This window comes from Streptomyces hypolithicus (assembly GCF_052934925.1).
Map to the genome: position 1 here is coordinate 5,818,766 of NZ_CM128811.1, position 14,092 is coordinate 5,832,857.

12 protein-coding genes are annotated in these 14,092 nt (G+C 71.6%); 6 read left to right on the forward strand and 6 right to left on the reverse strand.

The window, feature by feature from the left end; genetic code table 11:
- Positions 1-42: 42 nt before the first annotated feature.
- Complete coding sequence (locus tag ACU6WZ_RS27465; RefSeq protein WP_447030865.1) at positions 43-492, forward strand: ATP-binding protein; 450 nt, start codon at positions 43-45, stop codon at positions 490-492.
- A 74-nt stretch (positions 493-566) separates the two neighbouring features.
- On the opposite strand, the gene ACU6WZ_RS27470 is transcribed toward ACU6WZ_RS27465, so the two are convergent.
- Positions 567-1,538, reverse strand: a complete 972-nt coding sequence (locus ACU6WZ_RS27470) for a SigB/SigF/SigG family RNA polymerase sigma factor (protein WP_447030866.1) — start codon at positions 1,536-1,538, stop codon at positions 567-569.
- 90 nt (positions 1,539-1,628) lie between these two features.
- A complete protein-coding gene (locus ACU6WZ_RS27475) occupies positions 1,629-2,891 on the reverse strand; it encodes a DUF6777 domain-containing protein (RefSeq protein WP_447030867.1) in 1,263 nt (420 codons plus the stop codon).
- A 143-nt stretch (positions 2,892-3,034) separates the two neighbouring features.
- Between ACU6WZ_RS27475 and ACU6WZ_RS27480 the strand changes: the two genes are divergently transcribed.
- Positions 3,035-4,318 (forward strand): streptophobe family protein, encoded by a 1,284-nt coding sequence (locus ACU6WZ_RS27480; RefSeq protein ID WP_447030868.1) that lies wholly within the window; start codon positions 3,035-3,037, stop codon positions 4,316-4,318.
- A gap of 21 nt (positions 4,319-4,339) precedes the next feature.
- Here ACU6WZ_RS27480 and ACU6WZ_RS27485 read toward each other — a convergent pair whose 3' ends face one another.
- The 4 genes from ACU6WZ_RS27485 to ACU6WZ_RS27500 all read right to left on the reverse strand — a co-directional run bounded on the left by ACU6WZ_RS27485 (position 4,340) and on the right by ACU6WZ_RS27500 (position 9,345).
- On the reverse strand, positions 4,340-5,350 hold the full coding sequence (locus ACU6WZ_RS27485; protein WP_447030869.1) for a serine/threonine-protein kinase: 1,011 nt from the start codon (positions 5,348-5,350) through the stop codon (positions 4,340-4,342).
- The gene (locus ACU6WZ_RS27490) at positions 5,347-6,345 is read right to left on the reverse strand and encodes a hypothetical protein (protein ID WP_447030870.1); all 999 of its coding nucleotides are present in this window, start codon (positions 6,343-6,345) and stop codon (positions 5,347-5,349) included. The genes ACU6WZ_RS27485 and ACU6WZ_RS27490 overlap by 4 nt, the downstream gene beginning before the upstream one ends.
- 11 nt (positions 6,346-6,356) lie before the next feature.
- Positions 6,357-8,723, reverse strand: a complete 2,367-nt coding sequence (locus ACU6WZ_RS27495) for an FHA domain-containing protein (protein WP_447030871.1) — start codon at positions 8,721-8,723, stop codon at positions 6,357-6,359.
- Between the two features lie 148 nt (positions 8,724-8,871).
- Positions 8,872-9,345, reverse strand: a complete 474-nt coding sequence (locus tag ACU6WZ_RS27500) for an SPW repeat protein (protein ID WP_447030872.1) — start codon at positions 9,343-9,345, stop codon at positions 8,872-8,874.
- A 119-nt stretch (positions 9,346-9,464) separates the two neighbouring features.
- Between ACU6WZ_RS27500 and ACU6WZ_RS27505 the strand changes: the two genes are divergently transcribed.
- The 4 genes from ACU6WZ_RS27505 to ACU6WZ_RS27520 all read left to right on the forward strand — a co-directional run bounded on the left by ACU6WZ_RS27505 (position 9,465) and on the right by ACU6WZ_RS27520 (position 14,092).
- Entirely contained in the window at positions 9,465-10,190 is a 726-nt protein-coding gene (locus ACU6WZ_RS27505) for a class I SAM-dependent methyltransferase (RefSeq protein ID WP_447030873.1), read from the forward strand.
- Between the two features lie 434 nt (positions 10,191-10,624).
- Positions 10,625-10,837 carry a type A2 lantipeptide gene (locus tag ACU6WZ_RS27510; protein ID WP_447030874.1) on the forward strand — a complete coding sequence of 71 codons (213 nt, stop codon included), beginning with the start codon at positions 10,625-10,627 and terminating at the stop codon, positions 10,835-10,837.
- 163 nt (positions 10,838-11,000) lie between these two features.
- A complete protein-coding gene (locus ACU6WZ_RS27515) occupies positions 11,001-11,807 on the forward strand; it encodes a hypothetical protein (protein WP_447030875.1) in 807 nt (268 codons plus the stop codon).
- A 167-nt stretch (positions 11,808-11,974) separates the two neighbouring features.
- A complete protein-coding gene (locus tag ACU6WZ_RS27520; RefSeq protein WP_447034284.1) occupies positions 11,975-14,092 on the forward strand; it encodes an NHLP family bacteriocin export ABC transporter peptidase/permease/ATPase subunit in 2,118 nt (705 codons plus the stop codon).

Sequence of the window (14,092 nt, forward strand, 5' to 3'; positions counted from 1 at the left end):
GAGAGGTCCGAGAGGCTGTCAACCGGGAACGGGTGGTCCCCAGTGGCCTTGAGTGACGTCCTGCGGACGCGCGGCCAGACACGCAGGCTGACGCTCTGCGGCACCGGTGACGCGGTCGTCCGCTGCCGGGACTTCAGTCGCGAGGCGCTGGCCGACTGGCGGTGGATCCCCGCCGCGGACGAAGAGTGGCAGTCGGCCGTCGACGACGTTCTGCTGCTCGTGTCGGAGGTGGTCACGAACGCGTGCCTGCACGCCGGAGGCCCTCGTGAGTTCGTACTGAACTGCACGGTCGACCGGCTGCGCTTCGAGGTCGCCGACCACAGTCCCCGGCACCCCGAGCCCCGGCCGTCCACGGTGACGGCCCCCGGCGGGCACGGCCTGATCCTGCTGCGACGGCTCGCCGGGGCGTGGGGGAGTGTGGCCGGGGAACGGGGCAAGACGGTGTGGGTCGAGGTGGCGGTTCCCCCGCGTCTGCGGGAGTTGTGGCACTGAAGCGGGAGTTGTGGCACTGAAGGGTGTCCGGAGTAGATCCGGGGCGTCTTCGGTGCTCAGGAGGCTTCGGGTGCTCAGGGGGCGACGGCGGGCATGACGGGCTCCCGGATAGCGCCGGGGGCGTCCTCGGGACGTCCTCCGGGACCGGGACTTCCGGGATCCGGGCTTCCGGGATCTTCGGGGTCTTCGGCGAGCAGTCCGGCCCGCAGTTCCGCCAGGATCCGGGTAAGGAGCCGGGAGATCTGCATCTGGGAGATACCCATCCGCTCGCCGATCTCCCGCTGGGTCAGCTCCTCGCCGAACCTCAGCGTGAGGATCGCCCGGTCCCGCTCAGCGAGGCCCGCGACCAGCGGCTTGAGCGTAGCTACGCACTCGACGGTGTCGTACGCCCGCATCTCCTCGCCGAGACAGCGCTGCCCGAGGGCCCCGGACGCGTCGTCGAACGCTGTGTCCAAGGAGCGGGCCGTGTAACCGTTCGCCGCCCGCCGGCCTTCCCGTACCTCGGTCTCGTCCACACCGAGGTGGTCCGACAGCTCGGCATCGGTGGGTTCCCGGCCCAGGTCCTGCTCCATTACGTCGCAGGCCCTGGCGATGTCGATCCGCAGTTCCTGGAGGCGGCGGGGCACCCTGACATCCCAGCTGTTGTCCCGGAAGAACCGTTTGATCTCGCCCTCGATCGTCGGAAACGCGAAGGACGGAAACTCCACCTCGCGCTGCGCGTCGAACCGGTTGATGGCCTTGATAAGGCCGATCGTGCCCACCTGGACGACGTCCTCCATCGGCTGGTTGCGGTGCCGGAACCGGGCGGCGGCGTACTTCACCAGGCTGAGGTTGATTTCGACCAGGGTGTTGCGGACGTACGCGTACTCCGCAGAGCCCTCTTGCAGGGCAGCCAGCCGTTCGAAGAGCACCACGGAGAGGATGCGCGCGTCCAGGGTGTGGATGGTGCGCGGATCCGGTATGTCGGGCAGGTCGGAGAGTCCCGGCGGGCGGGAGGCCGACCCGGCGGCGGGTGCCGAATCACGGGTGCGCAGGCGACTGGACATGAGGCTCCTTCGACGCGCGGGAGACGGTCGTGCGAGCTTCCTGCCGATATCTTACCCAGTAGTGCGTTAATCCCGATTGTCAGACACCCCTTAGGGCTGCGAGACGGCCGGGGGCTCCGGGGCGGGCGCCTCGGACCGGGGCGGCTCTAACGACGTCTCTCCGGCCGGCGGGTCGTCGGAGGAGGGAGCCTCCTCGGGCGGGTCCGGCGAGGGCGGATTGCCGGTGCCGGGGTCGTCGGGTTCGGGTGAATCCGGCGAGGGGGCGTCGGGAGACGGCGCCTCGGACGTCGGACCGTCCGGCGGCGAAGGCTCCGAGGGCGCGGACGGCGACGCGTCCTCGGAGGGCGACGGCGACGACGGGTCCCTGCGGGGAGGTGTGGTCGTCTCGTCGCCGCCGCCGGTGTCACCGCTGTCGCGGGTAAACCACTTCTCGCTCTTCGGGTCGAAGAGGACGAACACGTTGACCACCTGGACCGCCGGGACCACCGTGACGACCTGGGAGGGCCGGTACGCCGGCCAAGACGTGCCCGTACGCCGGGGGGCGCCCTGGAGGGCGACCGGCGGGCGCAACGGGTTGCCGCAGGCGCAGCGCACCCTGGGCACACCGCGGTCGTCGACGAGGACGGCCGTGCCGGTCTGCAGTACGGCCTGGTAGCTGGTGGCGGCGCCGTTCTCGTAGCCGTGGTTGGTGACCCGGGTGTCCATCCGCAGCTGCACCGGCGTCAACGACCGCAGGTACTCGGGCACGCCGGAGGGCTCGATGTCCAGCACCCCGGCGAAGGCCCCGGTCTTGGTCTGCTGGGAGGTCAGCACCTGGATCTGCTGTTCCACGTCACAGCTGGCGACCTTGCGGGTACCGCCGTACAGACCAGGGTCGGACCCCCGCACCGCGCGGGTGGCGTTGGACCCGGACGCCGACGCGTTGGGCTGGGGGGTGGGGGAGGTCGCCGCGCCGGCCTTGCGCGCGGTCGACTCCGTGTACGGGGCGGGGCCCGATGAGCCCGCGGGTTGCAGGAAGACCTCGCCGCTCGCGGTCGAACCGGTGGATTCCTTGTCGGGGCGGGTGAGGACCACGGTCACCACCACCGCCGCCACGAGGGCGGCCGCGATGGCCGCCACCGTGGGCACGGACCGCCACCAGGGCCGGCCGCCGGTGCCGCCGGGGCCCTTGGTGCCGCTGGGGCCCCCCGGACCACCCGGACCACCGGGATCACCTGGGCCGCCGCCGCTCGGGGGGCCGGACGGGGGGCCCGACGGTGTGTCGGGCGGTGGTGTCGGCCCCTGCTGTGTCGGGCCCGAAAGTGGGCCGGAGGGAGGTCCTGTGGGGCGGCCGGACGGCGGCTGGGCACTCACGCGCTGCTCTTCCCGACGTAGGAATAAGTCCTATTTCATGCTCTTGGTGCCTCATTGTGTGCCGCGTACCCGGACGGCCCGCAAGCCGACGCGGTCGGCCCTCCCCGGCGGCGGGCCGCCAGGACCGTGCTTAACGTGGCCATGTGAGCGGGCAGGGATTCAGCGACCGAAGCGGCGCGACGCACGCCGCACACGGATGGCGCGACGCGCTCGTGGCGGCACTCGGGGGCGTGGCGGCGATGGCCGTCACGGCCGCTCTCGGGCTGTGGGCGGCGGGCGCGGCGAGTCTGCCCGGCGGCGGGTTCGCTCAGATCGTCGCGGCCGTCGTCGTGATCGCCGCTGGCGGCAGCGTGGGCCTCTCGGGCGACGCCGGGGCGATCGCCGAGACCAGGGCCGAACTCTCCGTGCTGCCGCTGTCGGTCACTCTGGTCGGCGCCCTGGTCGTCGCAGGCGGATTCCTGCGGCCGCTGCGGCACCGGGCCGTCGCCGGTGTCCGCGAACTGGCCCTCCGGGCCGGGCGGCTCGCCCTCCTGTGGGTCCTGGCGCTGATCCTGCTCTCGCTGCTCGCCAGGCACAGCTTCGCCCTGCCCGTCGAGAACCCGACCGGCGACCTGATCGGGGACGTCCTGGACGCCTCGTCGCGGGTCGGCTTCCGCGCCGATCTCCCGGCCACCCTGCTGTTCGGACTGCTCTGGCTGGCAGGCGTGCTGACGGTGGCCCTGCTGGTGTCGCGCCGGGCCCCGCTGCCGTCCCGCCTGGTGCGCTTCCAGGAACCCGTACGCCCGGCCGCCTTCGCCATGGTGGTGCTGCTGCTCGCGTACGTCGCCGCCGGGCTGGTCGCGGGGCTGATCGTCATGGTGACGCACGGCCATGCCGCGCAGACACTCGCCGTCGTCCTGCTCGCACTGCCCAACCTGGCCTGGATCGCCTTCACTCTCGGGCTCGGCGGGACCTGGGAGGGCAAGGTGGACGGGCCCTTCGGGCTTCCGATGCCCCAGGTGCTGGACCAGGTGCTTCGTACGCCCGACGTCTCCACGCTCAGCGTCTCCACCCTTGCCGACCGGGGCGCGCCCGCCTGGGTGCTCGTGGCGGTCGCGGCGGTCCTGGTGATGGCCGCCGCGTTCCTGATGGCCGTACGCTCACCGGCCGGCCAGCGCCTGTGGCAGCACGCCGTGCACATGGCCGTGGCGCTCACCCTCACCGTGCTGACGGTCTGTCTGGTCGCCGGGATCTCCGCCGGCTACGGCCTGTCGCTGCTGGGCATCGGAGACCTCGGGGACACCGGCGGCGGGCTCGGGGGAGAGCTCTCGCTGCGGCCCCGGCTGTGGACGGCGCTCGGGCTCGCGGCGCTCTGGGGACTGGTCGCCGGGTTCGCCGGCGGACTGCTCGCCGCGCGGGTGCGCCGGCGCGGCGAAGTGGTGACGTGACAGGACCCGGGCATGGCCCGTCTATGGGACCACCTCGGGGAAGACCGGCAGCGCCCAGCGCGGCGGCGTCGGCGGGGGCTCCGAACCGGCCGGCCACACGCCGCCCCGCAGGTCCACCCGCGTCGGCGGATGGGCCGCCGGCCCGGTGCCTGCCCCGGCGGCCCGCAGCGCGGCCACGAATCGCAGGCAGGAGTCGTAACGGTCATCGGGGCTCTTGGCGAGTGCCTTCGCCATGACACCGTCGACGGCGGCCGGGAGATCGGGGCGCAGCCCGGTCAGGGGCGGCGGCGGATCGAACTGGTGGGCCCACAGCAGCGCCATGTCGTCGTCCCGCCGGAACGGCGGCGCCCCCGCCAGCGACTCGTGCACGACGCAGGCGAAGCTGTAGACGTCGCACCTCCCGTCCACCGGGCGGCCGGAGATCTGCTCCGGTGCGACGTAGTCGAGCGTGCCCACGAACTGGCCCACCGTGGTGAATCCGGTCAGTGACAGCGACTTCTTCGTCAGACCGAAGTCGGTGAGGTACACGTGCTCGGGGTGGTCGCTGTCGGTGCCCTGGGCGACCAGGATGTTGCCGGGCTTCACATCGCGGTGTACGAGGTCGTGCTCGTGGGCGGCGTCGAGCGCGGACGCCACCTGCGCGGCGATCCGCACGGCCGTCCCCAGCGGCAGCGGGCCCTGCCGGTCGAGCAGGTGACGCAGGTCCTGCCCGGCGACATAACGCATCGCGATGTAGAGCACGCCGTCGGTCTCACCGGCCTCGAAGACCGGCACGATGTGCGGGTGGTCGATCGCGGCGGCCACCCGGGACTCGTGAGAGAACCGCTGCCGGAAGGTGTCGTTGCGGGCGAGTTCCGGCGCCAGCAGCTTGAGGGCGACGGTACGGTCCAGGCGCAGGTCCCGGGCGCGGTAGACGACGGCCATGCCGCCGCGGCCGATCTCGCTCTCCACGCGGTAGCCCGCGATCTGCTGCCCGAGCAGCTCGGACGGGCTTCCGGCCGGCAGCTGCGTTTCGCGCCGACCCGGAGTCACTGACCGTCACCGGGCCGGGTTGGCGGCTCCGGTCCGGACCGCCGGTCCGGCCGCACGGGCCGGGTCGCCTGGTCGTCGTCTCCCGCTTCAGCTTGCGGGGCCGGCGTCGGCTCCGGTGCCTCGGCGGCACCACTGACGACCCGCGTCGGTTGCCGCCTGGCGGCCGACGCGGCTTCCCGTGGGGCTGCGCCGCCGACGACCCGGGTCGCTTCCGGGCCGGCGGGCGGTCCGGATGGCGGTGTTTCGGCGTGACCCGGGATCCGGGTCGGTTCCGGTCCGTGGGCGGAGTTGGCAGAAGAGGCGGCCGGGGCGGCCGCAGCGGGGTCGGACGTGAAGGGGCCCGGTGTGGGCGGCCGGGCGGCGACGACCTGGGTAGGTTCCGGTGGGGCCGGTTCGTCCGGCGGCAGGCCGGGTGCCGGGGTGCCGCCGGTGTCGTGGGGTGCGGGGGCGACCACCCGGGTCGGTTCGTGGGCCGGAGGCCGGTCGCCGCCCGCGGCCGACGCGGCGAAAGAGGCGGCGGAAGAGGCGGCGTACGTACTGAGGCGCAGGCCGTCGCAGTACAGCCACCGCTCGTGTTCCGCGTCGTACAGCCACACCGCTTCGCCCTCCACGACCATCCCCACCCGCAGCCCCTGCGTGTGGCGCCGGAAGCTTTCGCCGTCCGTGCGGCCGTCGGCCAGGTCCTCGGCCGCTCGCCGGTACTGGCTCAGCGACTCCTGTACGCGGGCCAGCATCGGGCGCGGATCCGCCGTGCGGGCGGGCGGCTGGACGGCCGCCGGCGCCCCCTGCGGTACGGAGACGAGGAGGCGGCCGTCGACCCAGGCCGACCAGCCGTTCGCGCAGGCGATCAGCCCCCAGTCGCCCCGCCGGTCGAGCACCTGCACCGGCAGCAGCGGATCCAGCGGTTCGGTGGGCCGGGACACGTCTGGGGACTCCCACGCGGGCAACCCGTTCGGCGGCACGACATGGGTGGGGCGGAAGTCCTCAGTCGTCATCCGGCTCGCCCCTACTTCCTCATGATCGCGGGTTCGTGCCGGCGCAGCAGCTTCGCGACGGCGTACCCGAAGACGACCGAAAGGACCACCAGCATCCCCATGTTGAGCAGCCACACTCCCGCCGAGTGCGCGAACAGCGGATCCGCCGTCAGCTCGCCGGGAACGATCCGGCCGAGCCCGATGGTCCCGGCCATCGCCCCCAGTGCCCACCGCGACGGGATCAGCCACGCCAGTTGCTCGACCCCGGCCACCCCGTCCAGCTTCAGCAGCGCCCCGCAGAACACCACCTGGACGATGGCGAGGAGGACCAGCAGCGGCATCGTCACCTCCTCCTTGCGCACCAGCCCGGACACGAGGAGACCCAGCATCATGGCCGTGAAGGACAGCAGCGCCACCGCCACCGTGATCTCCACCAGCGGCGGCATCAGCACGCCTTTGCCGCCCGGCGCGTTCAGGTCGACGCCTACGAGGGCGACCAGCGTCAGGACGACGCTCTGCAGGACGGTGATGGTGCCGAGTACGACGACCTTGGACATCAGGTACGCCGATCTGGACAGCCCGACCGCGCGCTCCCGCTGGTAGATGACCCGTTCCTTGACGAGTTCGCGCACCGCGTTGGCGGCGCCCGTAAGCACCCCGCCGACGCACAGGATGAGCAGGGCGTTCAACGCGGTTTCCCGGTTCAGCGTGCCCCCGGCCAGCGCCCGTGCCATCGCGCCCATCACGAACGGCAGGGCGATCATGATCGCCAGGAACGTCCGGTCCGCGCTCAACGCCGCCGTGTACCGCCGCACCAGCGTCCTCAGCTGCGCGCCCCAGCTCCGGGTCCGCGGCGGCGCCGGGGCGACCACCTCGGCGGCGGGGGCCTGCGGCAGGTGCGGCTGTGTGCTGGCGCCCGCGACGTACCGCTGGTGAAAGGCGGACGCGTGGTACTGCCCCGCCCAGTCGCGGTCACGGTCGTTCTCGAACGCCTCGAACGCTTCCGGCCACTCCTCGAACCCGAAGAACGGCAGAGCGTCCTCCGGCGGCCCGAAGTAGGCGATCCTGCCGCCGGGGGCCAGCATCAGTAGCCGGTCGCACACGTCCAGGCTGAGCACGCTGTGTGTGACGACGATGACCGTACGGCCGTCGTCCGCGAGACCACGCAGCATGTGCATGACGGAACGGTCCATGCCGGGGTCGAGCCCGGACGTCGGCTCGTCGAGGAAGAGGAGCGACGGCTTCGTCATCAGTTCCAGGGCGACGCTGACCCGCTTGCGCTGCCCGCCCGACAGACTGTGGATCGGCTGGCCGACCCGCTGCTCCAGGCCCAGCTCGCGGATCACCTCGGCCACCCGCTCCCGCCGCTCGCTCTTCGCGGTGTCCTGCGGAAAGCGCAGCTCGGCGGCGTACCCGAGGGCCCGGCGGACGGTCAGCTGGGAGTGCAGGATGTCGTCCTGCGGCACGAGACCGATGCGCTGGCGCAGCTCCGCGTAGTCGCGGTAGAGGTCACGGCCGTCATACAGGACGGTGCCCCGGTCGGCGGGGCGCAGGCCCGTCAGCGCGTTGAGCAGCGTGGACTTGCCGGCGCCGCTCGGCCCGACGACGGCCAGCAGGCACTTCTCGCCCACCGGGAAGGAGACATGGTCGAGGAGTGTCTTGCGGCCCTTGTCGACGGCGACCGCCAGGTCCTGCACGTCGAGCGATACCTCGCCCGTGTCGACGTACTCCTGCAGTGTGTCGCCTACCAGGCAGAACGCCGAGTGCCCGATGCCGACGATGTCTCCGGGCAAAACCGGGGCACGCGCGACGGGACGGCCGCCCAGAAAGGTGCCGTTGTGGCTGCCGAGGTCGACGATCTCGTACGTACCGTCAGCCAGCGGTCTCAGCTCGGCGTGCCGGCGCGAGACCACCAGGTCGTCGATGACCAGGTCGTTGTCGCTGCCCCGGCCGATACGGACGGTACGAGCGGGCAGCGGGCGCACCGTGGTCGGCTGCCGGAAGGTGCCGGTCGCCGCCGGCATCGAGACGGCCGACGGGCGCTCCCGCGCATAGGGCGTCGGGGCGGGCGGCGACTCGGGTCCCACCAGCACCGCCTGCGGCCCGTCGGCGGGGCTGCCGAAGCGGATGACGCTGCCGGGCCCCACGCCCCACTCCTCGACGCGCCTGCCGTCGGTGTAGGTGCCGTTCGTGCTGTGCTCGTCCTCGAGCGTCCAGTGACCGTCCTCGGGCCTCAGCACCGCGTGGTGCCAGGAGACGCGGACGTCGTCGATGACTATGTCGCTCAGCGGGTCGCGCCCGACGTGGTAGTCCCTGCTCGGACTCATCACGGTGGTGCCCGCGTCGGTTTCGAGGACGAGTTCGGGCGCCGTCGGCGCGTCAATCGGCCTGTCTCCCATGTTCGAATTTTACCCATGAGTGATGATATGTGCCTGATGTTCGGGGGCCCTGCCGCTGGGCCCCCCTGTTGCCGACTCCCCTGCTGCTGGGCCCCGGCCGGATCGTCCGGCCGGGGCCCAGGGGTGCGGGCTGTCGGGGGTCGAGGTCTCAGCCCATGGCGTCCGCGTCCGGCCGGCGGCGACGGGCGCGGCTGTTGCCGCCCCCCGCCTTGCGGTCGTTCATGGTGGCCATGGCCAGGCCGAGCAGTAGAGCCACCGCGCCGACGATGATGTTGTTGACGACGCTGCGGGTGGTGTCGACGTTGCCCGCCACGACCCAGGGAGCGACGATCGTCCACGCGCCGATGGCGGAGGCGGCCCATGCCATCGCGTGGGTGCGTTCGTACGCCGAGCCGAGCCCGCCCATGCACAGGGCGTAGGCGATGCCGGTGATCAGGTTGCACACGGCCAGGTTGGTCAGTCCGCTGAATCCGGCGATCCAGGGCGAGGCCGCGAGGTAGACGCCCGTGATGAGCGCCAGGGTCTCGATGGCCTGGGCGCGAGGGGTGCTGGTCGCCCGCTCGAACCGGGTGCGCATCTCGGCCAGGTCTGGGTGTTGCTCGATGCTGGGGTGCGTGGTCATGACGGGCCGCCTCCTGTAGAAGCCTTTATGCGCCCTTTATCTGCCATATAACTCTCAACGACCCATTCCGGTCAATGGGTACACCGGCCCGCCATCGCGTGCTGGCTACTGTGGGGCCCGTGTTCACCTCCCAGGGACCCACCGTCCGCGAGCTGGCCGTACAGGCGCTCTCCTCCGTCGAGCGCGGCTACGACCTGCTGGCCCCGAAGTTCGATCACACCCCTTTCCGCACCCCGGACCGTTTCCTCGACGTCGTCGCCGGCTCCCTGCACGCGCTCGGCCCCTTCGGGGCGGGCCTCGACGTCTGCTGCGGCACGGGCGCGGGCCTACGCGTGCTGCGGGCGCTGTGCGACGGCCGGGTCATCGGTGTCGACATCAGTGCCGGGATGCTGGACGCGGCCCGGGCGGCGTACGACGACACCGGGGCGCCGCCGGTGGACTGGGTGCGGGCCGACGCGCTCGCCCTCCCCTTCTCCGGCGCCTTGGATCTGGCGGTCAGCTTCGGCGCGTTCGGCCACTTTGTGCCGGCCGAGCGGCCCCGCCTGTTCGCGGAGGTCCACCGCGCCCTGCGGCCCGGCGGCGTCTTCGCGTTCCCCATCGGCGCGCCCCAGCCGGTGAGTTCGCCGCTGCACTGGGCGCTGCTCGGCTTCGACTCGGTGATGCGCGTACGCAATGCGCTCTGGCGGCCGCCCTTCGTCATGTACTACCGGACGTTCCCGCTCGCCGGTGTGCGCGACGATCTGATCCGGGCAGGCTTCACCGTTCGCCTGCATCCCCTGGAGGAGTTCGGGCGCCGCGCCGACGGCAGCCCCCGCTGGCGCCTTCTGGCGGCACACAAGGCGTGATCCGGTCATCTCGGTGCGTGATGACCGTGTGACGCCGAAGAATCTGCACATCGAATACGCAGGCGGCACACCCTCTCTTAATGGCCGGACGCTTACTGAACAGTAGGAAAGCGCGTCTGAGCGGTAATGTCCTTTTCGGTGCCGAGACCGTGCTCTCCATCCGGAATCAGGTCGGGTGATCTTGTGAAGAAGCTGCCACCACTTCATGGACGGGTGTGCACGCCTGGGTAATTCGGCGACGGGATGCGCACTGGTCAGTGCCGTCGGGATTGGCAGCCGGAAGCGATCGCGTGCTTTGATCAATCGCACCGCGGAAGTCGCACGAAGGGTTTTTCCATTCGGGCACGCGACAACCGCTGCGGCGGCCGGCCCGCCTCTCGGTACGGCCGGCTCCGGCTGTTCAAGAAATATCCATGCGAAGGGAAACTCACCTCATGAACTTCTCCCAGGTTGCGACCCAGGAAATCTCCGACAACGACCTGGACCACGTGTCCGGCGGCATCCTCGGTGGCAACAACGGCAACGTCGCCGTCAGCACCGGCGACATCGCCCCGGTCAGCAGCGCCGTTAACGCCGTCACCGGCACCGTCGAGGCGGCCACCGGCCTGAACGCCGGCGCCGTCACGGGTCTCGTCGCCGGTCTCTGAGCCGGTCATGTGCCGGTGAGCGGCACATGCACGCGCGGTGACTCCCGTCCGTCGGCTCTCCCCATGCCGACCGGCCGGGCCGTCCGTCCCGGAGCCGTCCAGGTTCCGGGACGGACGGCTGTCATCCGCTCCGCATTGGTCAGCGCAGTCGAGGAAGAGTGTCGTGCAATTTCGCCAACAGGCGCTTTCCAAACTGCAGTCGCCCGAAGAGATCGACCTGCCGGTGCGCTACGCCCGGCCCCGGGGCGCGCTCGTTCTGACCGTCACGGTCCTCTTCATGATCGCCTCGTCCGTATGGGCGGTCACCGGCACCGTGTCGTCCACCCTCGGCGCCCCCGGCGTCCTCACCCACGCCCAGGGCAGTTACGTCCTGCAGAGCCCCGTCTCCGGCCAGGTCACCGCGGTACTCGCCGAAGAGGGCGACCGGGTCCGCGCGGACGCCCCGCTGCTGAAGGTCCGCACCCCCGAGGGGGACACCATCGTGCGCACCATCGCCGCGGGCCGGCTCACGACGCTCGTGGCCGCGATCGGCACCGTCGTCTCCACCGGCGCGGACGTGGCCGCGGTGGAACGCGTGAAGAACCCCGGCGACCCGCTCATGGCCGTGCTCTACGTACCGGCCGACAGCGGCTCCACCGTCCCCGTCGGCGCCGCCGTCGACCTGAGCGTCCAGTCCGTGGCGACACAGCGGTACGGAGTGCTGCGCGGCCGGGTCGAGGCCGTCGGCAGGACCGCGCAGACCCGACAGCGGATCACCGGCTTTCTCGGCAGCAGCGAGCTCGGCGAGCAGTTCTCCCGCACCGGTCAGCCCGTGTCCGTACTCGTGCGACTGCAGCGCTCATCCGCCGCCAAGTCCGGCTACGGCTGGTCGACTTCGGGTGGCCCGCCGTACGCCGTCGACTCCATGACCCTTGCCACCGGCGCCATCCGCCTCGCCGAGCAGCATCCGATCGATTGGCTGCTTCCGTGACCGCACCACAGGACTCCCTCGCACCGCACGCCTCAGCCGTACCGCCGCGACAGCCGGCGCCGGGGCGCGGCCGTCACCGGCCCGAGGCCCCGGGCGGCGGGCGCCGCCGCGCCAAGCCCGCGCAGGTCAAGAAGGCCAGGTCCGTCCGTACGCCCACCGTTCTCCAGATGGAGGCCGTGGAATGCGGCGCCGCCGCCCTCGCAATGGTGCTCGCCCACTACGAGCGGCACGTGCCGCTCGAAGAGCTCCGCATCGCCTGCGGAGTCTCCCGGGACGGCTCGCGCGCCAGCAACCTGCTGAAGGCGGCGCGCGGTTACGGCCTGCAGGCCAAGGGCATGCAGATGGAGTCGGCGGCGCTCGCGGAGGTCCAGGCACCCGCGATCCTCTTCTGGGAGTTCAACCACTACGTCGTGTACGACGGCATGGGGCGCAGGTTCGGCCGCAAGGGTGTCCACGTCAACGACCCGGACAAGGGCCGCCGGTTCGTGCCCGCGGAGGACTTCGACACCAGCTTCACCGGCGTCGTCCTCGTCTTCGAGCCCGCCGCGTCCTTCAGCCGGGGCGGCCGCAAGCCGGGCGTCATGACCGCCGTACCCGCTCGCATGCGAGGCACCAGCGCCACCCTGCTGGCCGCGCTGCTCGCGAGCCTGCTGCTGGTCGCCGTCGGGGCCGCGCTGCCGGCACTGAGCCGTACGTATATCGACATGTTCCTGATCGGCAATCAGACGTCGCTGCTCGGACCGCTCTTCGCGTCGATGGCCGCGATGGTGGCGCTCACCGCCGTACTGACCGGGCTCCAGCAGGCGAACCTGCTGCGCGGGCGAATCATCTCCTCCACGCTCAGCAGCGCCCGCTTCCTGCGGCACCTGCTGAGGCTGCCCGTGACCTTCTTCGCGCAGCGCAGCCCGGCCGACCTCGTCCAGCGCCTGCAGTCCAACGACGCGGTCGCCGAGACCCTGGCCCGCGACCTCGCGGCGGCGGGCGTCGACGGCGTCGTGGTGATCCTCTACGCCTTCCTGCTGTGGACGTACGACCCCCAGCTCACCGTCATCGGAGTGGCCGTCGCCCTGCTCAACGTGGTCGCGATGCGCATCGTGATCAAGCTGCGGGCCACCCACACCCAGAAGCTCCGGGCCGACAGCGCCCGGCTGACCAACACCTCGTACACCGGGCTTCAGCTCATCGAGACGATGAAGGCCACCGGCGGCGAGAACGGCTTCTTCCGTCGCTGGGCCGGCCAGCACGCCACGACCCTCGACGTCCAGCAGCGGCTCGGCGTGCCGAGCGCGGCCCTGGCCGTCGTCGCACCCACCCTCGCCACCGTCAACAGTGCGCTGATCCTGTGGATCGGCGGTCTGCGGGCCGTGGAGGGCGCCATCTCGATCGGTCTGCTCGTCGCCTTCCAGGCACTGGTGGCCCGCTTCACCGCGCCCATCACCCGGCTCAACTCAGTGGCCGGACGCATCCAGGACTTCGCCGCGGACGTGGCCAGGCTCAAGGACGTCGAGAGCTTCCCCGTCGACGCCCTCTACACCCGCAGCGAACCGGACACCGCCGCCCGCAGGCTCAAGGGCCACGTGACGCTGGACAACATCACCTTCGGCTACAGCCCCCTGGACAAGCCCCTGCTCAGCGGGTTCTCCCTGTCCGTGGGCCCCGGGCGTCAGGTCGCCCTGGTCGGCGGCTCGGGCAGCGGCAAGTCGACCGTCTCCCGGTTGATCTCCGGCCTCTACACCCCGTGGGAGGGCGCGATCCTCATCGACGGCCAGCGCCTGCAGGACATCCCGCGCAGCGCGCTGGCCGCCTCCGTCTCCTTCGTCGACCAGGACGTGTTCCTCTTCGAGGGGACGGTCAGGGACAACGTGGCGCTGTGGGACCCGTCGATCCCCGACGACGCGGTGGCCGCCGCGCTCCGGGACGCCGCTCTGTACGACGTGATCGCGCGGCGCCCCGACGGCATCCACAGCCGCGTCGAGCAGGACGGCCGCAACTTCTCCGGCGGGCAGCGCCAGCGGCTCGAAATCGCCCGTGCGCTGGTCCGGCGGCCCAGCGTTCTCGTACTCGACGAGGTGACGAGCGCCCTGGACGCGGAGACCGAACGGATCATCATCGACAACCTGCGCAGGCGCGGCTGTGCCTGCGTGGTGATCGCCCACCGGCTGAGCACGGTCCGCGACAGTGACGAGATCGTCGTACTCGACCACGGAGTGGTCGTGGAGCGCGGGCAGCACGAAGAACTCGCCGCCGCGCAAGGGGCGTACGCCGAGCTGGTCAAGGAGCACTGA

Excerpts from the sequence above, each read along its gene's own strand:
- ACU6WZ_RS27470 (WP_447030866.1), bottom strand. The coding sequence starts at position 1,538 with ATGTCCAGTCGCCTGCGCACCCGTGATTCGGCACCCGCCGCCGGGTCG.
- ACU6WZ_RS27490 (WP_447030870.1), bottom strand. The coding sequence starts at position 6,345 with ATGACGACTGAGGACTTCCGCCCCACCCATGTCGTGCCGCCGAACGGG.
- ACU6WZ_RS27495 (WP_447030871.1), bottom strand. The coding sequence starts at position 8,723 with ATGGGAGACAGGCCGATTGACGCGCCGACGGCGCCCGAACTCGTCCTC.
- ACU6WZ_RS27500 (WP_447030872.1), bottom strand. The coding sequence starts at position 9,345 with ATGACCACGCACCCCAGCATCGAGCAACACCCAGACCTGGCCGAGATG.
- ACU6WZ_RS27510 (WP_447030874.1), top strand. The coding sequence starts at position 10,625 with ATGAACTTCTCCCAGGTTGCGACCCAGGAAATCTCCGACAACGACCTG.
- ACU6WZ_RS27520 (WP_447034284.1), top strand. The coding sequence starts at position 11,975 with ATGGAGGCCGTGGAATGCGGCGCCGCCGCCCTCGCAATGGTGCTCGCC.